General features: G+C 71.4%; 24 protein-coding genes, 2 tRNA genes and 1 pseudogene. 15 read left to right on the plus strand and 12 right to left on the minus strand.

Features of this window, described 5'->3' with window-relative positions; translation table 11 throughout:
* Positions 1 to 81: 81 nt before the first annotated feature.
* Entirely contained in the window at positions 82 to 543 is a 462-nt protein-coding gene (locus ABH940_RS05345; RefSeq protein WP_370061074.1) for an ATP-binding protein, read from the minus strand.
* Positions 544 to 670: 127 nt separating this feature from the next.
* Here ABH940_RS05345 and ABH940_RS05350 point away from each other — a divergent pair.
* Positions 671 to 880: pseudogene (locus ABH940_RS05350) on the plus strand (GntR family transcriptional regulator); the annotation flags it as partial.
* 162 nt (positions 881 to 1,042) lie between these two features.
* Positions 1,043 to 1,522, plus strand: coding sequence for a UTRA domain-containing protein (locus ABH940_RS05355; RefSeq protein ID WP_370061857.1), 480 nt, complete (start codon positions 1,043 to 1,045; stop codon positions 1,520 to 1,522).
* A 67-nt stretch (positions 1,523 to 1,589) separates the two neighbouring features.
* Here the strand turns inward: ABH940_RS05355 and ABH940_RS05360 are convergent, their stop codons facing one another.
* A complete protein-coding gene (locus ABH940_RS05360) occupies positions 1,590 to 1,841 on the minus strand; it encodes a mycoredoxin (RefSeq protein WP_370061072.1) in 252 nt (83 codons plus the stop codon).
* A gap of 155 nt (positions 1,842 to 1,996) precedes the next feature.
* On the opposite strand from ABH940_RS05360, the gene ABH940_RS05365 reads away from it, so the two are divergent.
* The 4 genes from ABH940_RS05365 (at position 1,997) to ABH940_RS05380 (ending at position 5,776) form a co-directional block, all read left to right on the plus strand.
* Positions 1,997 to 4,279 (plus strand): ATP-dependent DNA helicase UvrD2, encoded by a 2,283-nt coding sequence (locus ABH940_RS05365; RefSeq protein ID WP_370104483.1) that lies wholly within the window; start codon positions 1,997 to 1,999, stop codon positions 4,277 to 4,279.
* A 210-nt stretch (positions 4,280 to 4,489) separates the two neighbouring features.
* Complete coding sequence (locus ABH940_RS05370; protein WP_370061068.1) at positions 4,490 to 4,948, plus strand: hypothetical protein; 459 nt, start codon at positions 4,490 to 4,492, stop codon at positions 4,946 to 4,948.
* 148 nt (positions 4,949 to 5,096) lie between these two features.
* Entirely contained in the window at positions 5,097 to 5,447 is a 351-nt protein-coding gene (locus tag ABH940_RS05375; RefSeq protein WP_370061066.1) for a WhiB family transcriptional regulator, read from the plus strand.
* On the plus strand, positions 5,444 to 5,776 hold the full coding sequence (locus ABH940_RS05380; RefSeq protein ID WP_370061064.1) for a hypothetical protein: 333 nt from the start codon (positions 5,444 to 5,446) through the stop codon (positions 5,774 to 5,776). Before ABH940_RS05375 ends, ABH940_RS05380 begins: the two co-directional genes overlap by 4 nt.
* 118 nt (positions 5,777 to 5,894) lie before the next feature.
* Here the strand turns inward: ABH940_RS05380 and ABH940_RS05385 are convergent, their stop codons facing one another.
* Together ABH940_RS05385 and ABH940_RS05390 are read right to left on the minus strand one after the other, a co-directional pair.
* Complete coding sequence (locus ABH940_RS05385; protein WP_370061062.1) at positions 5,895 to 7,250, minus strand: ABC1 kinase family protein; 1,356 nt, start codon at positions 7,248 to 7,250, stop codon at positions 5,895 to 5,897.
* A 61-nt stretch (positions 7,251 to 7,311) separates the two neighbouring features.
* Positions 7,312 to 8,373, minus strand: a complete 1,062-nt coding sequence (locus ABH940_RS05390) for a ThiF family adenylyltransferase (RefSeq protein WP_370061060.1) — start codon at positions 8,371 to 8,373, stop codon at positions 7,312 to 7,314.
* Between the two features lie 304 nt (positions 8,374 to 8,677).
* Between ABH940_RS05390 and ABH940_RS05395 the strand changes: the two genes are divergently transcribed.
* Positions 8,678 to 9,244, plus strand: coding sequence for a M48 family metallopeptidase (locus ABH940_RS05395; protein ID WP_370061057.1), 567 nt, complete (start codon positions 8,678 to 8,680; stop codon positions 9,242 to 9,244).
* 14 nt (positions 9,245 to 9,258) lie between these two features.
* Here the strand turns inward: ABH940_RS05395 and ABH940_RS05400 are convergent, their stop codons facing one another.
* Complete coding sequence (locus ABH940_RS05400; protein WP_370061055.1) at positions 9,259 to 9,792, minus strand: NUDIX hydrolase; 534 nt, start codon at positions 9,790 to 9,792, stop codon at positions 9,259 to 9,261.
* 50 nt (positions 9,793 to 9,842) lie between these two features.
* Positions 9,843 to 11,426: a zinc-dependent metalloprotease gene (locus ABH940_RS05405; protein WP_370061053.1), complete on the minus strand. Its 1,584-nt coding sequence runs from the start codon at positions 11,424 to 11,426 to the stop codon at positions 9,843 to 9,845.
* 134 nt (positions 11,427 to 11,560) lie between these two features.
* Between ABH940_RS05405 and ABH940_RS05410 the strand changes: the two genes are divergently transcribed.
* The 4 genes from ABH940_RS05410 (at position 11,561) to ABH940_RS05425 (ending at position 14,906) form a co-directional block, all read left to right on the plus strand.
* Complete coding sequence (locus ABH940_RS05410; protein WP_370061051.1) at positions 11,561 to 12,916, plus strand: NAD-dependent epimerase/dehydratase family protein; 1,356 nt, start codon at positions 11,561 to 11,563, stop codon at positions 12,914 to 12,916.
* A gap of 77 nt (positions 12,917 to 12,993) precedes the next feature.
* Positions 12,994 to 13,437: a molybdenum cofactor biosynthesis protein MoaE gene (locus ABH940_RS05415; RefSeq protein ID WP_370104485.1), complete on the plus strand. Its 444-nt coding sequence runs from the start codon at positions 12,994 to 12,996 to the stop codon at positions 13,435 to 13,437.
* Between the two features lie 149 nt (positions 13,438 to 13,586).
* Positions 13,587 to 13,772, plus strand: coding sequence for a hypothetical protein (locus tag ABH940_RS05420; protein WP_370061046.1), 186 nt, complete (start codon positions 13,587 to 13,589; stop codon positions 13,770 to 13,772).
* A gap of 42 nt (positions 13,773 to 13,814) precedes the next feature.
* Positions 13,815 to 14,906, plus strand: coding sequence for a PDZ domain-containing protein (locus ABH940_RS05425; protein ID WP_370061044.1), 1,092 nt, complete (start codon positions 13,815 to 13,817; stop codon positions 14,904 to 14,906).
* Between the two features lie 259 nt (positions 14,907 to 15,165).
* On the opposite strand, the gene ABH940_RS05430 is transcribed toward ABH940_RS05425, so the two are convergent.
* The gene (locus ABH940_RS05430; protein WP_370061042.1) at positions 15,166 to 15,705 is read right to left on the minus strand and encodes a PPA1309 family protein; all 540 of its coding nucleotides are present in this window, start codon (positions 15,703 to 15,705) and stop codon (positions 15,166 to 15,168) included.
* A 141-nt stretch (positions 15,706 to 15,846) separates the two neighbouring features.
* Between ABH940_RS05430 and ABH940_RS05435 the strand changes: the two genes are divergently transcribed.
* The 4 genes from ABH940_RS05435 (at position 15,847) to ABH940_RS05450 (ending at position 19,540) form a co-directional block, all read left to right on the plus strand.
* Positions 15,847 to 16,710, plus strand: coding sequence for a UPF0182 family protein (locus ABH940_RS05435; protein ID WP_370061040.1), 864 nt, complete (start codon positions 15,847 to 15,849; stop codon positions 16,708 to 16,710).
* Between the two features lie 72 nt (positions 16,711 to 16,782).
* Positions 16,783 to 16,859: transfer RNA gene (locus tag ABH940_RS05440), tRNA-Met, on the plus strand.
* 196 nt (positions 16,860 to 17,055) lie between these two features.
* Positions 17,056 to 17,129, plus strand: a tRNA-Met gene (locus ABH940_RS05445).
* 407 nt (positions 17,130 to 17,536) lie between these two features.
* Positions 17,537 to 19,540 (plus strand): tetratricopeptide repeat protein, encoded by a 2,004-nt coding sequence (locus ABH940_RS05450; RefSeq protein ID WP_370061037.1) that lies wholly within the window; start codon positions 17,537 to 17,539, stop codon positions 19,538 to 19,540.
* Positions 19,541 to 19,562: 22 nt separating this feature from the next.
* Here the strand turns inward: ABH940_RS05450 and ABH940_RS05455 are convergent, their stop codons facing one another.
* The 5 genes from ABH940_RS05455 to rsgA all read right to left on the minus strand — a co-directional run bounded on the left by ABH940_RS05455 (position 19,563) and on the right by rsgA (position 23,204).
* Positions 19,563 to 19,982 carry a Fur family transcriptional regulator gene (locus ABH940_RS05455; protein WP_370061035.1) on the minus strand — a complete coding sequence of 140 codons (420 nt, stop codon included), beginning with the start codon at positions 19,980 to 19,982 and terminating at the stop codon, positions 19,563 to 19,565.
* A gap of 100 nt (positions 19,983 to 20,082) precedes the next feature.
* Positions 20,083 to 20,745: a DedA family protein gene (locus tag ABH940_RS05460; RefSeq protein WP_370061033.1), complete on the minus strand. Its 663-nt coding sequence runs from the start codon at positions 20,743 to 20,745 to the stop codon at positions 20,083 to 20,085.
* A gap of 106 nt (positions 20,746 to 20,851) precedes the next feature.
* Complete coding sequence (hisN, locus tag ABH940_RS05465) at positions 20,852 to 21,646, minus strand: histidinol-phosphatase (protein WP_370061031.1); 795 nt, start codon at positions 21,644 to 21,646, stop codon at positions 20,852 to 20,854.
* A gap of 77 nt (positions 21,647 to 21,723) precedes the next feature.
* The gene (locus ABH940_RS05470; RefSeq protein WP_370061029.1) at positions 21,724 to 22,047 is read right to left on the minus strand and encodes a multidrug efflux SMR transporter; all 324 of its coding nucleotides are present in this window, start codon (positions 22,045 to 22,047) and stop codon (positions 21,724 to 21,726) included.
* 125 nt (positions 22,048 to 22,172) lie between these two features.
* Entirely contained in the window at positions 22,173 to 23,204 is a 1,032-nt protein-coding gene (gene rsgA, locus ABH940_RS05475; protein WP_370061027.1) for a ribosome small subunit-dependent GTPase A, read from the minus strand.
* Position 23,205 lies beyond the last annotated feature (1 nt).

Below are 23,205 nucleotides of genomic sequence, written 5' to 3' on the forward strand. Positions count from 1 at the left end.
GCCACTCCCAGTGGGGCGGGCGGGGAGGTTCCTCGCGCCCCTGGCGTGTTGCAACTTCCCTCCCCGCGCCCCCGCTTCGCTTCACGCGCTGGCTTCACTCGAAGGGTGGAACGCTGTCACGGGTTCCACGTGCGCCAGACGCTGGTGTGGATCGCACTGGTCGAGCTCCAGCACACAGGTGACCGTCTTACCGGTCAGGCGGACGATCACCTCCCAGCTCTTCGCCAGCAGTTCGACGATGTGGAGCCCACGGCCACCCTGGGCGTCCGGCTCGGCGTCGCGGGTCGTGGGAAGCGACGTGCCCTCGTCGGTGACGGAGATCCGGAGGCCCGCCTCCGTCAGCGCGAGCGTCAGATCGACCGGGCCGCTGCCGTACCGCAGGGCGTTGGTGACCAGCTCGGAGACCACCATCTCGGCGCTGTCGACCAGTTCGCTCGCACCCCAGGCGGCCAGCGCGGTCCTGGTGATCCGGCGGGCATGCCGCACGTTCCGCGGGTGCGGCGGGAAGGAGGCGATAGCCGCCCAGGCTCTCCGGTCGTTCATCGTTCGTGCCTCCGGGGCAGGATCGTGGTGCGGCGCAAGTAGTTGGGATTATCCGGATCGAGCCAGCCTTGACCGATGTTGGCTCGTTTCCCCGAGGCCGCGCAAGTGGAATGGCTACATTCTCGGGGTGAACATTTCCCGAGGGCCAGGGCAGGCCCCCAAATATCAGCGACTCGCTGCCGATCTACGGCGGCGGATCATGGGTGGGGAGTGGCAGGGCGGTACGCCGCTCCCGGTGGAAAGCGAGTTGGAGAACCAGTACGGGGTTGCTCGTAATACTGTCCGACTTGCCGTTGATGTTCTGGTCAATGAGGGTCTGCTGGTTCGGGTGCAAGGAAAAGGCACCTATCTCAAGGACCACCCTGTGCTGGATCATCACGCCTATCGTGCACCGGGTGATCCCGAACTCGGAAGCCCTGGAACCCCCCTTCGGTCCGCCTTTGCAGCCTATGCCGAAGAAGCTGCCGCAGCCGGTCGGAAATTGACATCCGACTTTCAGATGCTGATCGTACGGGCCACCACTGACATCACCGATCGCCTACGGATCGAACCGGGTGAGGCCGTGGTGCTGCGTCGGATGCTTCGCTACATGGACGGCGAACCGTGGTCCGTCGAGGAGAGTCACTATCCGGTCGGGCTGGCCGCCAGCACCGCGTTGATGGCCCCCGACCCGGTGGTCGGCGGGGACGAGGTCGCGCTTGCGGACGCCGGGCACGTGGAGACCGGCTGCGTGGACGAGTTGTGCGCGCGGATGCCCAACCCGGAGGAGGCGCAGTGGTTCCAGGCCGGTCCCGGGGTGCCGCTGCTGGTCCAACTCCGCACCGGGTACACCGAGTCGGGCCCGGTCCGGGTGACCGAGACGCGCTACTCCGCGGACCGCAACCGGCTGATCTACTCGCTCGGTTCGCTCAGCGGCCTGGACGGTTCGCTCGCATCTCTCGGCGGGATCGGGAACCTGGGCGCGCCCGCGGAAATCTGAAGGGCCCTCGGCTGCGCGGTACGCGGCCGAGGGCCCTGCGGCGGCGCTGAGCGCCTGCCGGACGGTCTCAGGCGAGGGCAGCCTTGACCTGGGCGAGGGACGGGTTGGTCATCACCGTCTGCTCACCCGTGGACGAGATCGCCAGCACGGTCGGGACCGTCTGGTTGCCGTTGTTGACCTTCTCGACGAAGTTCGCGGACTCCGGGTCCTGCTCGATGTTGATCTCGTTGAACGCGATGCCCTCGCGCTTCAGCTGCGACTTGAGGCGCTGGCAGTAGCCGCACCAGGTGGTGCTGTACATGGTGACTGTCGCGGACATCGCTTTCGCTCCTTCGGTCTGAGGCTGCTGCCGCAGGATCCAACGTCGTGCGACCGCTCGGGATTCCCTGGCCTTCGGGCGCTGGTCGTATCAGCACACCGGGCCTGTGGACAACGTGGCCCGGGTTGTCGCTGCGGCTTGAGAGGATGGGCGGCATGCAGGCAGAGCTCCCGGGCGCATCGCCCTTCCCCACCGCACCGCGCGACGCCGAGGCCGTCCTCGACGGGCTCGATCCGGAGCAGCGGGCCGTCGCCACGGCGCTGCAGGGGCCCGTCTGCGTGCTCGCGGGTGCGGGCACGGGCAAGACCCGCGCCATCACCCACCGGATCGCCTACGGCGTCCGCAGCGGGGTGATGCAGCCGCAGCGGGTGCTCGCGGTCACCTTCACCGCCCGCGCGGCGGGGGAGATGCGCGGGCGGCTCCGCCAGCTCGGCGTCGAGGGCGTCCAGGCACGCACCTTCCACGCCGCCGCCCTGCGCCAGCTCCAGTACTTCTGGCCGCGCGTGATCGGCGGGGAGCTGCCCCGGCTGATCGAGCGCAAGGTCCAGCTGGTCGCCGAGGCCGCCGGGCGCTGCCGGCTCCGGCTGGAGCGCACCGAGCTGCGCGACCTCACCGGTGAGATCGAGTGGGCCAAGGTCACCCAGACGGTTCCCGAGGACTACCCGGCCGCGGCGGTGAAGGCCGGTCGGGAGACCCCGCGCGACCCGGCCGAGATCCGCCAGGTCTACAAGGTCTACGAGGAGCTCAAGCGCGACCGCGGGGTGATCGACTTCGAGGACGTGCTGCTGCTCGCGGTGGGTGTGCTCGACGAGCGGCCGGAGGTCGCCGAGCAGGTCCGGTCGCAGTACCAGCACTTCGTCGTGGACGAGTACCAGGACGTCTCGCCGCTCCAGCAGCGGCTGCTCGACCTCTGGCTCGGCCCGCGCTCCAGCATCTGCGTGGTCGGCGACGCCAGCCAGACGATCTACTCCTTCACCGGCGCCACCCCGGACTACCTGCTGGGCTTCCGGGCCCGGCATCCCGACGCCGAGGTGATCAAGCTGGTCCGCGACTACCGGTCCAGCCCCCAGGTGGTGCATCTCGCCAACGGGCTGCTCTCCCAGGCCCGCGGCCAGGCCGCCCAGCACCGGCTGGAGCTGGTCTCCCAGCGTGACCCGGGTCCCGAGCCGGCCTACGTCGAGTACCCGGACGAGCCCGCCGAGGCCGAGGGCACGGCCAAGCGCATCCGCGCGCTGCTGGATTCCGGCGTGCGGGCGAGCGAGGTCGCGGTGCTGTTCCGGGTCAACGCCCAGTCCGAGGTCTACGAGCAGGCCCTGGCCGACCAGGGCATCGCCTACCAGCTGCGCGGCGCCGAGCGGTTCTTCGAACGGCCCGAGGTGCGCGAGGCGGGCATGCTGCTGCGCGGCGCGGCCCGGGCCGGGGGCGGCGCGGTCGACCCGCTGCTGGAGGAGACGCCGGAGCGGCTGGCCGACCAGGTCCGCGCCGTCCTCTCCTCGCGCGGCTTCACCCCGCAGCCGCCGTCGGGGTCGGGCGCGGTGCGCGAGCGCTGGGAGTCGCTGGCCGCGCTGGTCCGGCTGGCCGAGGACTTCGAGACCGCCCGGCACGCGGCGCAGCAGCCCGCCGACCTCGCCGAGTACGTCGCCGAGCTGGACGCCCGTGCGGCGGCCCAGCACGCCCCGGCGGTGGAGGGCGTCACTCTCGCCTCGCTGCACTCGGCCAAGGGCCTGGAGTGGGATGCGGTGTTCCTGGTCGGTCTGACCGAGGGGATGATGCCGATCACCTACGCCAAGACCGACGAGCAGGTCGAGGAGGAGCGCCGCCTCCTCTACGTCGGTGTCACCCGGGCCCGGGAGCACCTCGGGCTCTCCTGGGCACTGGCCCGTTCACCCGGCGGGCGCGCCTCGCGCAACCCCTCGCGGTTCCTGGACGGCCTGCGTCCGGGATCGGCCACGCGCGGCGGCGCTCGGGGCACGGGGCGCGCGGGTGCGGCAGGGGCCGGACGCGAGGGGCGCGCGTCCCGGTCCAGGTCGCCGATCAAGTGCCGTGTCTGCGGACGGGTGCTGACCGAGGCGGTGGAGCGCAAGCTGCGCCGCTGCGAGGAGTGCCCGTCGAGCCTGGACGAGGCCCTGTACGAGCGCCTGCGCGACTGGCGCAGCCGGGAGGCGCGCGAGCAGGGGCTGCCCGCGTACTGCGTCTTCACCGACGCCACGCTGATCGCGATCGCCGAGCAGCCGCCCGGCTCGGCTGGGGAGCTCGGCCAGATCTCCGGTGTCGGCCGCGCGAAGCTGGACAAGTACGGGGACGCCGTGCTGTCGTTGTGCGGGGGAGTCGACCCGGCGGCCACACCGTCGGAACGGCCCGATCAGGGGGACATCTCGGACCTGTGGGACGAGAACGGCACCTCTGAAGGATCACCTGAAGACTCGCCTGAAAAATAGTTTGCGCGCGCAGTGCGGAGCCTACTAGCGTGCCAGCAAGGTCAAGGAAACGAGACCTGGCCCACTCAGGTCCCACCTGTAGCGGGCATCTCTGCTGCACCAGCAGTCGTGGCAGCACGACTGACTGCGCACAGCAGGACGAAGGAAGTTGACCACCAGCGGGTCTGCGACGCCAGCAGACCCCGAGCACGTCGAAGGGAGGCGGACATTGTGAAGACCATGATCACCAAACTGACTGGGCGGACCCTGGCCGCCGAAGCCCTCGGCATGCCCTGCCTCGACGCCACCGCTGTCGATGCTCGTGGTTCCGAAGCTCTCGGCTTCGAGGCTCTCGGTTTCGAGGGTCTGGGCTTCGAGGGTCTGGGTCTGTCCTCCGTCGGTGCTGGTGCCGACGCCACCCGTGTGCGCCCGGCCGCTGCCCTTGTCGGCAATGGCTCCGGAGCCTGGGATGCGCGCCGTGACGAGCGACCGACCGAGGCATCCGTAGCACTGCTGGCCGCCTTCCCCGGCGGTTATGGCGACGTCGCGGGTGCCGGAGCCGGCTCGATCAAGCACCAGCAGTCCTTTGCCAGCCAGAAGCACACGCAGCACCTGCAGCACCAGATCGCCGCACAGGCGATCACGATGCGGGCCTTCCGCGGCCCACGTCCCTGGATAGAACGAACCTGAACCTGCATCAGGTCGGCACTTCCAGGGCCGCGGAATCCCGAATCGGGATCCGCGGCCCTTCTGTTTGCTCCGGGCAGACCAGTCCGAACGCAACAGCCAGTCAGAGCACATCGACTCACAAGAGGAAGACGACGCGAACGTGTCATCGGTGACCAGCCCACACGCCCCGTCCGCAGCCCCTGCCGACCACTTCGACGACTCCCACCCCCCGGAGGTATCCCTGATGCAGCTCACCGCTTTCGAGGAGGCCGAGACGCTCGGCGTCCCGATCCCCTGCCGGACCCTCGACCCCGAGGTCTTCTTCGCCGAGACCCCGGCCGATGTCGAGTACGCCAAGACCCTCTGCGGCGCCTGCCCGGTGAAGGCCGCCTGCCTCGCCGGTGCGCTGGAGCGGCGTGAGCCGTGGGGCGTCTGGGGTGGGGAGCTCTTCGTCCAGGGCGTGGTGGTGGCCCGGAAGCGGCCGCGTGGCCGTCCGCGCAAGAACGAGGCTCTGGTGTGACCGCGGCAAGCGCGCTGCGCGACTCCATTCGCGAGATCGCCGATCCGTCCGGAGATCTTCGCAACCACCCCGTCCCTACCACCGACAAGCAGGTCCCTTCGATGAACCGTCCCGCCGATCAGCGCCCCCGCAGCACAAGCCGCGTCGAGAACACCCAGAACAGGACCCTCGCAATGCAACTCATGCCCGAAGCCCTGGCTCGAGTCCAACACCAAGAACGCCTGGACGTCGCGGACCGCGAACGAATTGTCCGCGCGCTCCGACTCAAGCGAAGGGCCGAGCGCGCCACGCTCCGTGCGCGGCGCGCTCTGGCCGGCGCTCTTCTCTGAGCAGTAAGCAGTAGCTGCAACAACTGAGTTCAGAAGTACACAGCAGACATCGATCGGGCCCGCTCCCGCAACGGGGGCGGGCCCGAGGGCTTTCCGGCCGCGATCGGCGAACGGTGACTCAGGGACTGTCCTGGTCGGCGTCCGGCTCTCCGGCGAAGCCGGGGAGCCAGTCGAGGAGTTCGTCGCGGAACGGCGCGGTCGCGTCCAGCTGGCACAGCACGCCGATGGTGCTCAGGGTGACCCGGTGGATGAGCAGGTAGGACGGAGGCAGGTTGAGCTGCCGACCCAGCGCGTAGGCGGGGGAGCGCGGATCACCGATCCGGGCCGCCTGGGCGCGCATCCAGCTGCGCGTGAAGCGGAACTCCGGCACCGCGGCCGGCTCGATGATCGGCAGCACGTAGTCCAGCACCGCGTCCGGGTCCAGGTCGATGGTGGGCTTGACGAAGCCCTCCTGGCGCAGCATCTCCAGAACCCCGGAGGCGTCGCCCGCCAGCGCCATCCGCAACGCGGCCCCTATGGGCACCGGCAGGCCCTCCGGCAGCCGGTCGACCGTGCCGAAGTCCAGGACGCCGAGCTGCCAGCCCTCCGCAGGGCCGTCGTCGACGACCAGCCGGAAGTTCCCCGGGTGCGGGTCGGCGTGGAGCAGGCCGGTGCGCGCGGGACCGGCGAAGAGGAACCGGGCCAGCAACTTGCCCGCGCGGTCGCGCTGCTCCTGGCTGCCGGAGGCGATGATCTCCGACAGCGGGATGCCTTCGAGCCACTCGGTGACCAGCACCTGGTCGGCATGGTGGACCACGGCCGGGACCCGGATCTCCGGGTCGTCGGCGAACTCCTCGGCGTGGATCTGCTGGGACTCGGCCTCCAGGGCGTAGTCCAGCTCCTCGGCGATCCGGTTGCGCAGCTCGGCGATCAGCGGCTTGACGTCCAGACCGGGGATCAGCGGACCGATCAGCCGCGCGACCCGGCCGAGTTGGGTCAGGTCGGAGAGGAGCGCGTCGCCCGCGCCCGGGTACTGCACCTTGACCGCGACCTCGCGGCCGTCGTGCCAGACCGCCCGGTGCACCTGGCCGATGGATGCGGCGGCGGCCGGCTTGTCCTCGAACGAGGAGAACAACTCCCGCCAGTCGGGCCCGATCCGCTCGGTCAGGGCGGCGTGCACGGAGGCCGCAGGCATCGGCGGGGCCGCCTCCTGAAGCTTCGTCAGGGCGGCCCGGTAGGGGCTGGCGACCTCCTCCGGGAGGGCGGCCTCGAAGACGGACAGGGCCTGGCCGAACTTCATGGCCCCGCCCTTCAACTCGCCCAGGACCTTGAACAGCTGGTCGGCCGTGCGCTGTTGGAGCTCGGCGGCGACGACGTCGGCGGGACGCCCGCCGATCCGCTTGCCCAGGCCGAGGGTTGCGCGTCCGGCTATCCCCAGCGGCAGGGCAGCGAGCTTGGCGGTGCGGGTCACTGCCTTCCGCGGAAGATCGCTCACGGATGCCTCCCAGCCTCAAGGGCGGTTGCCGACGCCCTGCCGGCGTCGCGCCTGGTCCTCGTCATTCTGCCCCCGCATGCCAGCAACAGCCGCAATCGGGGTGGGGATCGAGCGGGCGACGGCGCATAGAGCCGTCGACCATCGAGATGTCGACCCACCCGCCAAGGCTAGGCGGTGTGCCACCGTCCAGGAAGATCAGCGCGTGCATGGCGGCGGTTGCCGCGACCGTGGCGGCCAGCGTGGCGTCACAGGCGGCACCCGGGCCGCTGCCCAGCCCGCTCCGGCTGCTGCAGTGCTGGGCCAGCAGCAGCGGCCAGCTCGGGTCGGCGTCCGAACGGTGGCAGGACCGGCACCGCCCGCAGGGGCTCACCCCGGGGAGCACCAGTGGGCCCACCGAACCGACCGTCTCCACGACCCCGGCGTAGAGATGCGGCAGTGCCGCCTGTTGCAGCGCCTGGCCGAGCTCCGGATCGGGCAGGCCGCGCGGTGCGACCACGACCAGATCGGGCGGGCGCTGGGCGCCGGCCGTCTCGTCGGGCTGGCCGGGCGCGGCCCGGCGTACGGCGGCCCGGGCCGCATCGGTGCGCAGCCGCCCGGCGTCATGGGGACGCAACCCGGCGGGGGAGGCGTCCTCGGGCAGCGCCCGACCGCTGTCCCGGACGCGGACCCTCCCCACCCCGGCCGCGGCGAGGAGCGATGCCACGGCCGCTCCGACGCGGCCGGCGCCGCGCACCTCGACCCGCGCCCTCCGTCGCGCCAGCAGCGCCGCAGGGGCCGCGCCCGGGCCGGGTCTGGCGAGGGAGAGGGCGGCCAGATCCGGGGCGAGCCTGGCCCGCTCACCGGGTGGCAGCGAGAGCAGTGGGCGGTGTGTCGTGCTGTCGTCCAGGGCGTCGCACGCGCGCAGCCCGCTCAGCAGCTCGTCCACCCGATCCTGACTGATCCCGATCCGCGCCGCCTCGGCCACGAGCGCGGGGAACTCGCGGGTGCCGTCGAGGAGGTCGAGGAACTCGGCCTCCTCGGGGCAGGCGGCGAGCACGCCGCCGTGCCCCGGACCGACACCGAACTGGAGGGTCTCGCGGTCGCGCCAGGCTCGGCGCAGGGCGGGCTTGAGGCAGGGGCGCATCGTTGGCTCCGTTCCCTCGCGTGAGGTCTCCGGCGTCGGGCCGCCGGGAGGTGGGAGCAGCATCGTCGCGCGGGGATGCGACAAGCGCGAAAAGTTATCCACAGGGCTGTGGATATTGTCCGATGATCGACGATCATGGGGTGCTGTGCGGCGCCACTTGGTCCGGTTTTGCTCGGAGTTAGGCATATTCCCGATGTGGTGATGACCACCCGATAGGAGATTTTCGGCCAGCAGGTCGGGACATTTGTCAGCATCGGCAGGTAGCGTCTCCGACGTGGCTGCGGGTTCGGAAGAACGTCCTGCTGTGCCGCGCAGGTCTGTTCTGGCAGCAGCCAAGAGCCGGTCCGCGGCGCAGGCCGTCGAGGTGCGCAGGAGTACTCGGCGAAGCCGCACCGTGTCCGCCTACCGCGAGGACGGACGCACCGTCATCCTCATCCCGGCGCGGATGTCGGAGGCGGAGGAGAAGCGCTGGGTGGCCCAGATGCTGGACCGCCTGGACGCCAGGGAGAGCAAGCAGCAGCCGCGCGGTGACGACGAGCTGGCCGAGCGCGCTGGCGAGCTGTCCCGGAAGTACCTCGGCGGCCGGGCCAGGCCGCGAACCGTCCGCTGGGTGACGAACCAGAACACGCGCTGGGGTTCCTGCACCCCCTCCGACGGCACGATACGGCTCTCGCACCGCCTGCAGGGGATGCCGGAGTACGTCGTCGACTACGTCCTGCTGCACGAGTTGGCCCACCTGCTGGTGCCCGATCACGGGCGCCGCTTCTGGGCCCTGCTGGACGCGTACCCGCGGACCGAACGGGCCCGCGGGTACCTCGAGGGCGTCGTCGCCGCCCGCCTCCCCGCTCCGCGGGAAGGCTGCGACCACTAGGCCTGTCTTATGGATCAGGCCAGCGCCAACTGTGCCCGGCGGGCGAGGGCGCGGACGGAGTCGTCCGTCGGGTCGGGGAGCTCGGAGAGGTCGAACCAACGGAGATCCAGGGATTCGTCGCTGATCTCGGCGACGGCTCCCGTCGGGGCCAGGACGAGGTACTGCACGTCGAGGTGAGTGTTCTCCGGGGCGTCCTTGCCCGCGCAGCGCACCGCGTGGCGGTCGAGCTTGACCGGACCGTCGCCGAGCAGGGTCAGGCCGGTGTCGATGCCCGACTCCTCGCGGGCCTCGCGGAGCGCCGCCTCCGCGAGGGTGCTGTCCTCCGGTTCGCAGTGGCCGCCGAGTTGGAGCCAGCGCCCGACCTTGGGGTGCAGGGTGAGCAGCGCCCGGCCGCGCTCGGCGTCGACGACCAGCGCGCTGGCCGTGATGTGCGCCGGACGGCAGCTGCGCCAGACGCCGTCCGCGCGGGCGGCCAGGTGGTCCAGATAGTCGTGGCGGAGCAGGTCCTGCTCCGCGTCAGGCGCGTCCCAGTCGGTCAGGACGCGCACCGCGTCCGTGTGAAGAGTCGAGTCACCGAGAGTCACGTGAAGGGAGGAACTCACTTGTCCCCGTCCGACTTCTTGTCGTCGCCATCCACGTCGTCCCCGCTGTCTTTGCCGTCCGTTTCGCTGTCGGCGTCTTCCGGCTGCTGCTTGGGCCGGCCGCCAGCGGCCTCGTTGAGCAACTCGTCCAGCTTGGTGAAGTCGATGCCGCCCTCGGACAGCTCCGGGGCGTCGCCGCCGTGCACGAAGCCGTCCGGGTCGTCCAGGTCGGCTGCGGTCGGGAGCATGTCCGGGTGCTCCCAGAGGTCGTCGCGGCCGTCGGTGCCGCGGGCGTCGGCCAGCGAGGCCCACAGGCGGGAGGCGTCGCGGAGCCGGCGCGGACGCAGCTCCAGGCCGACCAGCGTGGCGAAGGTCTGTTCCGCCGGGCCGCCGGAGGCGCGACGGCGGCGCAGCGTCTCGCGCAGCGCGGCGGCGTGCGGCAGGTGCGGTGAGGCGGCGGCGTGGACGACCGCGTCGACCCAGCCCTCGACCAGTGCCAGCGCCGTCTCCAGTCGGGCCAGTGCGGCCTTCTGCTCGGGGGTGTCCTCGGGCTGGAAGAGACCGCCGCTCATCGCCTCCTGCAGTGACTCGGGGTTCGTCGGGTCGATCTGGCCGACCAGATCCTCGAGGCGGGAGGTGTCGACCTTGATGCCGCGCGCGTACGCGTCGACCGCGCCGAACAGGTGCTGGCGCAGCCACGGCACGTGCATGAAGAGGCGCTGGTGCGCGGCCTCGCGCAGGGCCAGGTACAGCCGCACCTCGTCGGCCGGGACGGAGAGGCCGTCGCCGAAGGTCTCGATGTTCTGGGGCAGCAGCGCCGCCTTGCCGACCGGGGCCAACGGCAGGCCGATGTCGGTCGAGCTCAGCACCTCGGCGGCGAGCGCGCCGAGCGCCTGGCCGATCTGGGTGCCGAACATGGCGCCGCCCATGGAGCGCATCACGCCGAGCAGCGGGCCGGCCATGGCCTGCATCTCCTCGGGCACGACGCCGCCCATGGCCGCGCCGACGCGCTCGGCGACGGGGTCGACCAGCTCCTGCCAGACGGGCTGGGTAGCCTCGATCCACTCGGCGCGGCTCCAGGCCGTGGCCGAGGTGGCGCCCGTCGGGAACGCCGTGGCGGAGTCGAGCCAGAGCTCGGCCAGACGCATCGCCTCGGCGACGGCGGTCTGCTCCGACTGCGAGACGGAGCGGTCCTTGGACCCCTCCTCGCCGGTGCCCTGGACGACCGCCTGGCGGGCGATGTTCTTGGCCAGCTCCCAGTTGACGGGGCCGCCGTCGAAGGAGAGCATCTGGCCGAGCTGCTGGAAGGCAGCGCCGATGTCGCCGGGGTTCATGCCGCCGAACAGTGCCGCGAAGGGATTGTCGCCGGACCCGCCCGCGCCGCCGGGACCGCCGGGCAGGCCGGGCATGCCCGGGAAACCGGGAAGGCCGAAGCCGAACGGGTTGTCACCGCCGGGGTTGTCGCCGCCAGGCTTGTCGCCCTTGCCGGACTCCTGGGAGCCACCAGTGTCGCCAGAGCCGCCGGAGCCGCCCTGCTTCCCCCCCTTGCCCTCCTCGGGCTCCTCAGGGGGAAGGCCGAAGCCGAAGGGGTTGTCGCTCACGAGTCGCCTCGATCTGATAGGCCGCGCCGGAAACACAGCGGGTGCCTGGTGCACCGCCATGCCCTGGGCTCGGGCAGGATGGACCGGTACGTGACACTTACGTACGCATCAAAACTAACCGTGGAGGGTAGCCGGTGAGTTCCCCAGCTTCGCACTTTCGCTCTGGGCTGACCGGCGACCGGGGCGGCCCGGCGGGCGCGGACGGGACCGAACCGGCCGCCGAGTACGAGGACGCCACGGCGGCCGCGCCGGAAGCCGCCGAGGAACTCCAGGACGGCATGGCGGAGGACGCGGCGAAGGACGTGCCGCTGGATGCGCCGGACGCCGTGCAGTGGGAAGCGCAGGACGCTGTCCCGGACTCGGTCGCGGGCGCGTCGGCCGTCGTGGTGGCCCCGCGTCCCGAGCCGGAGATCGAAAGCCCCGCCTACGACGGTCCGTCGTTGGTCGTCGCCGTGACCGGCGCGGCCTCGGGCATGGGCGAGCGCCTGGTCCGACGCCTGGCCGAGTCCCAGGGCGTCCGTCGGGTGCTGGCGATCGACGAACGCCGTGGCGAGACCAAGGGCGTCCAGTGGCGGGTGCTGGACGTGCGCGACCCGGCCGTCGCCGAGCGGCTGGCCGGAGTCGACGTGGTGGTGCACCTCGCGTTGGACCTCGGCATGGAGTCCGATCCCAAGGCGCGGTCGGCCTACAACGTGCGCGGCACCCAGACGGTGATCACCGCCGCCGCTGCGGCGGGTGTGCACCGGGTGGTGCTCTGCACTTCGGCGATGGTCTACGGCGCGCTCGCCGACAACGAGGTCCCGCTGGCGGAGGACGCGCCGCTGCGCGCCACCGAGGAGGCCACGTTGGTCGGGGACCTGCTGGAGATCGAGCGCCTGGCCGCCCGCGCACCCCACGTCCATCCCGGCCTCTCGGTGACCGTGCTGCGCCCGGCCGTGGTGGTCGGCCCCGGCGTGGACACCGTGCTGACCCGGCACTTCGAGGCACCACGACTGCTGGTGGTGGCGGGATCCCGGCCGTGCTGGCAGTTCTGCCATGTCGACGACCTCACCGCGGCGCTGGAGTACGCGGTGTTGGGCCTGGTGGAGGGGGAGGTCACGGTCGGCTGCGACGGCTGGCTGGAGCAGGAGGAGGTGGAGCAGATCACCGGCATCCGACGGATGGAGCTGCCCGCCACCCTCGCCCTCGGCACGGCCGCCCGGCTGCACCGCCTCGGCCTGACCCCGGCCCCCGCGGGCGACCTGGCCTACACGATGTACCCGTGGGTGGTCTCCGGCAGTCGGCTGCACGAGGCAGGCTGGCGTCCCCGTTACGGCAACGACCAGGTCCTGGCCGAGTTGCTGACCCAGGTCTCCGGCAACCACGCGGTCGCCGGGCGTCGGCTCAGTGGCAAGGACGCGGCGACCAGCCTGGGTGCCGCGGGTGCGACGGTCGCACTGGTCGGCACCGCGGCGTTGGTCCGGCGGGCCCGGAAGCGGCGACGCGGCTGAGTGCGGAGCCGAATTCGCGGAAGTCCAGTGTCACGATGCGGAATCAGGGGGTTGAACCCGGCGGCCGATCCGCCATCATGGACGGCATGAGCACCAACGACGACCCGATCCGTCTGCTCGCGCTGCGCGACACCCCTCTCTCGCTCGACGAGGTGTACGCGGCCGTCGAGCACGACGCCGCGGGTGGCACCGACATCTTCGTCGGCACCGTGCGGGACCACGACGGGGGCAAGGGCGTCACCGCCCTGGAGTACAGCGCTCACCCGACCGCGGAGGACGAGCTGCGGCGGATCGCGGAGAAGATCTGCGCCGACCACCAGGTGCTCGCGCTCGCCGCCGTGCACCGCGTCGGGCTGCTGGAGATCAACGACGTCGCGGTGATCGTGGCCGTCTCCTGCGCCCATCGGGGTGAGGCCTTCGAGGCCTGCCGCAAGCTGATCGACACGCTCAAGCACGACGTGCCGATCTGGAAGCACCAGCGCTTCGCCGACGGCACCGACGAGTGGGTCGCAGCCTGCTGAGTCGCGGGGCCGGGCCCGCAGGCGCGATCATGTCGGACGAGCCGGTGAGAAGGCGATGAGAACCTGCCGGCTCGGACGAAGTCGTCGCGCGTGACCGGGGCTGTTCGCTGATCGTTGTGCGTATCAACGGCTAGTCTGCTGATACCACGATGAGCTGGGAGAACGACATGAGTGTGCTCGCCTGGTGGATCATCCCGTTGGTGGGCGGGGTCCTGGCCGCGCTCTGGGTGACCTGGTCGTCCCGGACCCGTACTACGGGCGACTACGACTCGCTGCAGGGCTACGAGCGCTTCCGCGAGGCGATGGAACGCAAGGCTGACGGGCCGGAAGCGTAGTCCAGGGGGCGCGACGGCGATCGCGTCCCGTACTGTCGTGCCATGCCACGCCGTTCCGCGACGATGCTCGCCTCCACGCTGCTGCTGATAGCGCTGTTCTGCGTCGCCCTGCTCGTCCCCGCGCCCTACGCGGAGATGAGTCCCGGGCCGACGTACAACACGCTCGGCGACCAGAACGGCAAGCCGGTCATCGTGATCAACGGTCAGAAGACCTACCCGACGTCGGGCAACCTCAACATGACCACGGTCGAGGTCAGCAGCGCGGACTACCAGCCGAACCTGATCTCGGCACTCGCCGGCTGGTTCGACAGCAGCATGGCGATCGTCCCGCACGACACCCTCTACCCCGAAGGCCAGACCGAGCAGCAGGCCCAGCAGCAGAATGCCGAGGAGTTCTCCTCCTCGCAGGACAGCGCGAGGACCGCTGCGCTGACCCAACTCGGCTACAAGGTCGAGGCGGAGGTCGTGGTCGCGGCCGTGGTCGAGGACAGCCCCTCCATCGGCAAGCTGCACGCGGGCGACGTGATCGTCGCGGTGGACGGCACGCCGGTCACCGACCCGAACCAGGTCGGCGCGCTGGTCACCAAGCACCAGCCCGGGCAGAACGTGGTCTTCACGGTGATCCCGGTGCAGAAGAGCTCGGACGTCACCGAGACGGCGGCGCAGCGTGCGGCGGTGGAGCAGCAGGTCACCGTCACCACGGCGGAGAACCCGAGCACCAAGAAGGCGATGGTCGGTATCCAGCCGGACGTCGAGCACACCTTCCCGTTCGACGTGGAGATCAACCTGGGCGACGTCGGTGGCCCGAGCGCCGGGCTCATGTTCGCCCTGGGCATCATCGACAAGCTCCAGCCGACGAACCTCACCGACGGGAAGTTCGTCGCCGGGACCGGGACGATCGACGACCAGGGCAATGTCGGGCCGATCGGCGGCATCAGCATGAAGATGATCGCTGCGCGCAACGCCGGGGCGCAGTACTTCATGACTCCGGCGGACAACTGTGCGGAGGCGGCGTCGGCGACGCCGTCGGGCCTGACGCTCGTCAAGGAGACGACGCTCAAGGGCGCGCTCGCCGCGCTCGCGGACATCCGCACCGGGGACACGGCGGCGCTGCCGAGCTGTAGCAGCAAGTAGCAGCAAGTAGCTCTGACGCGCTCAGCGGTTCAGATTCTGCAAGCGAGGTAGCTGCAACACCTCAGGGGCGCGGGGCTCTGCTGCGCTGCGGCTCCGCCGCGTGGGCGCCGACAATCCCCCTGCCTTCGGCGGGGGGACCCCCATCCCACGCAGGTGGAGCACCGAACGTTCAGGGCCATCCGCACAGGGTGGTGTCTCGCGCCCCGCAGCGGAGCCGCATATCGGCAGAGCCCCGCGCCCCTGGTGGCGCCGGAGGCGGTCAGCTGAACGTCGTCAGGAGGGCGTCGGCGAGGCCGGGGACGAGGGCGGGGCCGGTGAGGACCTCGCGGGGGGAGTCCTTCTCGCGGAGGCGGAGTGCCGTCTCGCGGGTGCCGTCGCGGAGGACCGCGACGGTCATGCGGACCTCCTGCCGTTCCGGATGCTGGGCGACGAACGCCGACAGCTCCTTCTCGCTCTTGCCCTTGGGCATGCTCGACTCCGCCGACGGCGGCAGGAACAGGCGCTCGACGACCAGCGCGCAGCCCGCGACCGCGTCCGGCCAGGCGATCGTGCCGAGGAACTCGTCCAGCTTCGCGCCGCGCGGCAGCTCCTCCTGTTCGATCGGGGTGAGCTCGCCCTCCGCGCCCGGCTCCAGGCCGAGCTGGCGGGCCAGGGCCGGCTCGTCGGCCAGCAGGTGCGAGGTGTCCACCAGCGCGAAGAGGCGGGCGGGCTGGTCCCAGCCCAGGCCTGCGACGTACTCGTCGATCTCAAGCGCGGCGCGGGTCAGCGGGCGGGCGGCGGGGGGAGTGGCGTCGGACATGGAACCTATCCTCACACGTCGCCGGGAACTCAAATAATCGTCGTCGGAGTTGGACATACCGACCGCTGTACCGCTCTGCCCGCACCGAACCGCTCCGAACGCCCCGCCCGCACCGAACGACGACGAGCCCGAGGATCCGCCGTGGTTTTCCAGATGCCGACGCCAGGCCCGACCCGGCGTCGACCCCGGGTGCTGCCACTGGCCTCGGCGATCTCGGGCGGCGTGGTGCTTGCGGCGCTGGTCGTGCTGGTGGCCCCGACCTGGGGACAGCTGTTCCTGTTCCTGGTGTTCGGTTCGGTGATGGCGGTCATGGTCGGGGTGAACTGCTGGCTGGCGCACCGGCTGCGGCAGCCGCTCAGTGTGATGTCACCCGAGCAGGTGAGCCTGGACCCGTGTCGGCAGCTGGTCGTCGGGCGCAAGCCGATGCTGCTGGCCACGGTCGCCGGGGTGCCCGGCGTCCTGGCGGGCGCGGCGGCGGCGACGCATGCCGAGCTGTGGCAGGAGACGGTGCACCAGGTCCCTTGGGGGGCGCGGGATCCGTACTTCCACCTGGACTACAGCTTCTACCTGACGACCGTGCCCTGGTACCGGTTCCTGGTGGACTTCGGCTTCGCCGCCGCCTTCGCCTCGCTGGTGGCCTCGGGGGCGGTGCACTACCTCTACGGCGGGCTCCAGCTCCAGGATCGGCGAAGACGGAGTACGGACGCGGCGCGGGTGCAGATGTCGCTGCTGCTGGCGCTGCTGCTCGCACTCAAGGCCGTCGCGTACTGGCTCGATCGCTTCGACGTGGTCGGGCGTGCCGCGGAGCTCGGTCCGCGTGAGCTGACCGCCTGGCTGCAGGCCAAGTCGCTGCTCTGCGTCGTGGCGCTGATCTGTGCGGCGCTGTTCCTGGCCGTGCCGGTGCGCCGCCGCTGGCTGCCGGCGGTGACCGGGCTGCTGCTGTTGGGGCTGTGCGAGGTGCTGGTCGACGGGCTGTATCCGACGCTGGTCGGCTATCTCGGTTGAGCGGCCGCCGAGTGGCGCTGCGGGGCTGGTCAGGGGCGACGCCGGGCCCGTGCTATGGTTAAGACACAACGACGCGGGGTGGAGCAGCTCGGTAGCTCGCTGGGCTCATAACCCAGAGGTCGCAGGTTCAAATCCTGTCCCCGCTACCAAAAAGAAGGCCCGGTGCCCATGGCACCGGGCCTTCTTGCATGCCCGACCCCCGCATGCCCGACCCCCGCATGCCCGATTCCCGCCCATCCGGCTCCTGCATGCCCGGCTCTCCCGTGCGGGGATCCTGCCGTTCACCTCGGGGCTATAGCGATTTGCTCTGATCACCCTGGATGTCGTACGGTTAAGACACAACGACGCGGGGTGGAGCAGCTCGGTAGCTCGCTGGGCTCATAACCCAGAGGTCGCAGGTTCAAATCCTGTCCCCGCTACGAAGAAGAAGGCCCGGTGCAAGCACCGGGCCTTCTTCGTGCGCCCGTCCGGGCGAGGCCCGTGTGGCCTGCTCGTCCGAACGGGTACGGAATCTGACGCGCAGTCTTATGCCGTCCGCGGTGGGGAAGGTGGGGGCTCACCGGACGTTGTGGGACGTCATGGGGCCGAGGGCGTCAGGGTCTCGCACGAATGTTTCACAGTAGACGTGTCGCGAAATCGACAAAGCGCTGAAGTAGCCTCGCAAGCTGCGGTATACCAGGTGTACGCGGGTTGCGGATGGTGCCACGATGAGCTCGATGGGGGAGATTGCGTACCGGGGGCGCCCGCAGCCCCGGCGGACGCGGGAGTCGACATGTCGGTAAAGGCGGGAGGCCCAGTAGGGGCCGAGCAAGCGGGGCAGCTGCCGATGCAGCGAGCGGACGAGGCCCAGCCGGACGAGGACGAGGCGTCGGCCCCCGACCTCGCCGCGCCCGTCGTCGCCCAGTCGACGTCCTCCGTCTGGTCCTCCGTCAGGTTTCGCCTGACGGCCCTGACAGAGCCTTCCGGCCCGGGCCGTGCGACCGACCTCGCCGATCCCACCGACCTCGCCGACGCTTCCGGTCCCGCCGCGCCTACCCATCCTGGCGAGGCGGACGCCGCCGACTCGGCGCCGGGCCCGCTCCACCGGATCGGTCGGTTCGACGACCAGCCCGCGTGCGAGCCGCCGACAGCCGTGGGGAGCTTCGAGTCCGTCCTCGCCGCGCAGGAGGAGAGCGCGCTGGAGGCCCGCTACCGCAAGGCCGCCGACGAGGGCGATGCCGCCGCGGCCAGCCTGCTCGGTGCGCTGCTGCTGAGACGCGGGGACCTGGACGCGGCCGAGTCCCACCTCCGTCGCGCGGCGGCGGCCGGGCTGCGGGCGGGAGCCAACAACCTCGGGGTGCTGCTGCACCAGCGCGGCCACCGCGAGGAGGCCGGACAGTGGTGGCGAGCCGCCGCGGTGGCCGGCAGCGCGCCCGCGGCGCACGCGCTCGGCCTGCACCTGCGCGACCACGGTGACGAGCCCGGCGCGGAGTACTGGCTGCTCCAGGCCGCCGAGCAGGGCCACACCGGCGGTGCCTACGCCCTGGGGGACCTGCTCGAACACCGTCGCGACTCCGTCCGGGCCGAGAAGTGGTTCCGCGTGGCGGCCGAGGTCGGCCATCGCGAGGCCGCCTACCGGCTGGGCCGTCTGCGCGAGACGGTGAAGGACCCCTCCGGCGCGGAGCCGTGGTACCGACAGGCGGCGGCGCGCAGCCACGCCGCAGCCGCGTTGCGGCTGGGCAGCCTGCTGGAGGCGCGCGGCGACCGGGAGGAGGCCGCCCGCTGGTACCGCCAGGCCGCCCAGGCGGGGGAGACCCGCGCGGCCTGCGCCATGGGCTTCCTGCTCCGGGACCAGGGCGACGCCGTCGGCGCGGCCGACTGGTGGCGCGAGGCCGCGGAGACGGGTGACGGCAACGCCGCCAACGCGCTGGGCGCGCTCCACGACGAGTGGGGCGAGACCGAGATGGCCGAGCAGTGGTACCGCACCGCGTTGGAGGCCGGGGACCACAACGGCGCGTTCAACCTCGGACTGATGGCCGCCGCGCAGGGCAAGGAGGCCACGGCGGAGCAGTGGTACCGCCGGGCCGCCTACGCAGGGCACCGGGAGGCCAGCAACGCGCTGGCCGTGATGCTGCTCCAGCGCGGCGACACCCCCGGCGCGGAGCCGTGGTTCTCCAAGGCCGCCGAGGCCGGCTCGGTCGATGCCGCCTACAACCTCGGCATCCTCCACTCCGAGCGCGGCGAGCTCCACTCGGCCCAGGCGTGGTACGCCCGCGCGGCGGCCGAGGGCCATGCGGCGGCGGCGCTGCAGCTCGGCGTCGCCAAGGAGCGGCGTGGTGACTTCGGCACCGCGATCGTCCGCTACCGGCAGGCTGCTGACGGAGGTTCGGCGGAGGGCGCGTTCCGGCTGGCGGTGCTGCTGGAGCGACGCGAGGACGAGACCGGGCTGCGCGGCGAGGACGTGGAGCAGTGGTATCGACGGGCGGCGGAGGCGGGCCACGGCCGGGCGGCCGTCCGGATCGGTGTGCGCGCGGCGGAGCGTGGTGAGGTCCGTGAGGCTGAGCACTGGTACCGGCGGGCGGCCGAGGGCGGCAGCCGCAGCGGCGCGTTCAACCTCGGCCTGCTGCTGGCGCGCGAGGGCGGCGAGTCCGAGGCGATGCGGTGGTACGCGGCGGCGGCGGAGGCCGGACACGGACGCGCGGCGCTCCGGTTGGCGCTGATCGCGGCACGCCGCGGTGAGCTGCGGGAGGCGCGCGGTTGGTGCGTGCGCGCGGCGGAGCTGGGCCCGGAGGCGGTGACGGAGCGCGCGGAGCGGCTGCTTGCGGCACTCCGTGCGGAGCTGTCGGCGTAAGGCTCGGGCCTGTCCGGCGACGTCAGGCCTTGGCGGCGCAGTCCGGGCAGAGGCCGCGGTAGGTGACCTCGACGCCGGAGATCGCGAAGCCGAAGCGCTCGGCCGTCGGCAGCGCGCCGAGCGGGTCACCCAAGGGATGGACGTCGCGGATGGTCCCGCAGGACTGGCAGACCAGGTGCTGGTGGGCGTGGTGCGCGTTCGGGTCGTAGCGCTTGGCCCGGCCGTCCGTGCTGACTTCGAGGACCTCGCCGAGGCCGACCATCTCGCCGAGCGTGTTGTAGACGGTGGCCCGGCTGATCTCCGGCAGCAGCTCGACGGCGCGCGCGTGCACCTCGTCCGCGGTGAAGTGGACGTGGTCACCGTCCAGGACCTGCGCGACGACCCGCCGCTGCGCGGTCAGCCGCCAGCCGCGGGTACGAAGACGTTCCAGCAGGTCACTCATGCGATGAGGGTATCAAGGGGTTGGATGCCGTACGGAGATGGCCCGAATCGTGAAATGGACCACGTCCAGGCCGCGCAGAGCGGCTGCTGAGCGGGACGGCTCAGACGGTGGACTGCTCGGCCTCGGTCGCCTTCGGGGTGTCCAGCCACTGCTCCGCCTTCTTCTCAGCGCGGCGCTTGAGCAGGATCAGCCCGGCCAGGGCGACGACGATCACGCCGACGAAGATCCAGCTCGCCACCGAGGCGTAGTGCTCCACCTGGTGCCAGCCCGCGCCCGCGAAGTAGCCGAGCAGCGAGAAGCCGGTCGCCCAGAGCGCGCCGCCGAGCATGTTCCAGGTCAGGAACGTCCGGTACGGCATCTCGGAGACTCCGCACAGCCCCGGGACCAGGGCCCGCAGGGCGGCGGCGAAGCGACCGGCGAAGACGGCCTTGCCGCCGAGACGCTGGATCAGCTCCTTGCTCTGCCGGACGCTGGACGGCTTGATCACCTTGGCCGGCAGACGTCCCAGGAGGGTGTCGCCCCAGCGCTTGCCGACCGCGTAGCCGATGCTGTCGCCGATCACCGCGCCGAGGATCGCCGCGACCAGTACCTCCCACAGCGCCGTCCGCCCGTTGAAGGCCGTCACGCCGCCGATCACGACGGCGGTCTCGCCCGGGATGACGAAGCCGAGGAAGACGCTCGACTCCAGCGCGGGCAGCAGGAACACGGCGATCAGCACCAGCGTGGCGTTGAGCCCCATCAGGTGGTCGCTGATCCAGGACACAGGCAGTCCTCAGGCAGGAGGGCAAGAACGGACGTTCGTACCGTACCGTCCCCAGGGGTAAGGAGTGGATCAGCCGTCACCCGACGGTGCGTCACCCGACGGTGCGTCACCCGAGGCGGCTCAGTGCCTCGCCGTGCAGCAGGCCGTTGCTCGCGACGGCGTTGCCGCTGCGGACACCCGGGATGCCGTCCAGGCCGGTGAAACGGCCGCCGGCCTCCTCGACGATGACGCAGTTGGCGGCCATGTCCCAGAGGCTGAGCTCGGGCTCGGCGGCGATGTCGACCGCGCCCTCGGCGACCATCATGTAGGACCAGAAGTCGCCGTAGGCGCGGGTGCGCCAGCAGGCGCGGGTGAGGTCGAGGAAGTCGTCGAGCTTGCCGCGCTCCTCCCAGCCGCTGAGGGAGGAGTAGGAGAACGAGGCGTCCTCGAGACGGGACACCTCGGAGACCCGGATCCTGGCCGCGCGGGTGAGGCTCCGGCCGGTGAACGCGCCGGTGCCGCGCGCGGCCCACCAACGCCGACCCAGTGCGGGCGCCGACACCAGGCCGACGACGGGCTGCTCGCCGCCGGGGCCCAGCTCCACCAGGGAGATCAGGGTGGCCCAGACCGGGACGCCGCGGATGAAGTTCTTGGTCCCGTCGATCGGGTCGATCACCCAACGGCGCGGGCTCTGGCCGGTCGTGGTGCCGTACTCCTCGCCCAGGACGGAGTCGCGTGGACGGGCCCGGTGCAGGTCGCCGCGGATGAGGTCCTCGACGGCCTTGTCCGCGTCGCTCACCGGGGTGAGGTCCGGCTTGGTCTCCACGGTGAGGTCCAGCGCACGGAAGCGCTCGAGGGTCACCGAGTCGGCGTGGTCAGCCAGAACGTGGGCAAGGCGCAGATCGTCGGAGTAGTCGGCCATGCCCCGAACAGTAACGATCGTGGGGGGTGCGGGGCCAGCGCGTGGCCGCGCGCGGCGCGTGGGAGTTCAGCGGGGGTTCAGTGGCCCGAGCCGCTGAGCTGGAGTCCGATGACGCCGATCAGGACGAGACCGATGGACACCAACTTGAGCGCGGAGACCAGGTCACCGAGCCAGATCATCCCGACCACGGCGGTCCCGGCGGCGCCGATTCCGGTCCAGACGGCGTAGGCGGGGCCGACGTCGAGGGTCTTCAGCGAGAGGGTCAGCAGACCGAAGCTGCCGAGTGCGAAGCAGGCGAACCCGACGGTGGGCCAGACCTTGGAGAATCCGTCGCTGAGCTTGAGGCAGATGGCGAAACCTGTTTCCAGGATCCCGGCGACGACCACGAACACCCAGGCCACGCAGTGCACCTCTCGCTGAGGGAATGATCACTCGGCTTCCATGATCAGCGAGCGGTGCACTTTTGGCATCCGGGGCAGTTGCGCTTACCTCAGGGGCACGGGGCCCCTGGGGGTGGAACTGACTCTCAGTCCCCTTCGCGGGCCTCGCGGGTGGAGAGCAGGCGGCGGAGGGAGTACAGCCGGGCCTGGTCCGCGTGGCCGTCGGCCACCCACGCGTCCAACGCGCAGTCAGGTTCGTCGTGCGAGCACGCACGTGGGCAGCCCTCCGTGCCCGGTTCGAGGTCCGGGAAGGCGTGGATCACGCGGGACGGCTCGATGTGGGAGAGGCCGAAGGACCGGAAGCCCGGGGTGTCGACCACCCAACCCGTCTCCTCGCCCTTCTTCGCCGGCAGCCGCAGCGCCAGCGCCGACGTGGTGGTGTGCCGACCGCGGCCGGTGACCGCGTTGACGTGGCCGGTGAGGCGCTGGTGGTCCGGGACCAGCGCGTTGACCAGGGTCGTCTTGCCGACGCCGCTGTGGCCGATGAAGACCGTGACCAGCCCGCGCAGCAGCTCGCGGACGGCCTCCGCGCCCTCTCCGGCGAGTTCGTCCCGACTGGTCACCACATACCGGACGCCCAGCGGGGCGTAGGTCTCCAGCATCGGTTCCGCCGAAGCGAGATCGGCCTTGGTCAGGACCAGGAGCGGTTCCATGCCCGCGTCGTACGCGGCGACCAGGCAGCGGTCGATCAGGCGTGGGCGCGGTTCGGGGTCGGCGAGGGCGGTGACGATGGCCAGCTGGTCCGCGTTGGCGACGACGATCCGCTCGTACGGGTCGTCGTCGTCCGCGGTGCGGCGCAGCACGGAGGTGCGTTCCTCGACGCGGACGATCCGGGCCAGCGAGCCCGCCTCGCCGGAGAGGTCGCCGACCAGGGCGACCAGGTCGCCCACGACGACGCCCTTGCGGCCCAGTTCGCGGGCCTTCATCGCGGTGATCTCGCGTTCGCGCTTGGTGCCCGCGTCGATCAGGCAGGTGAAGCGCCCCCGGTCGATCGTGAGGATCATGCCTTCGGCGGCGTCCTCGTGGGTCGGGCGGATCCGGGTGCGAGGGCGGGAACCGCGCCGGGAGGGGCGGTTGCGGATGTCGTCCTCGTCGGCGTCCTTGCCGTAGCGGCGCATG

This window comes from Streptacidiphilus sp. BW17 (genome assembly GCF_041262485.1).
Lineage (GTDB): Bacteria > Actinomycetota > Actinomycetes > Streptomycetales > Streptomycetaceae > Streptacidiphilus.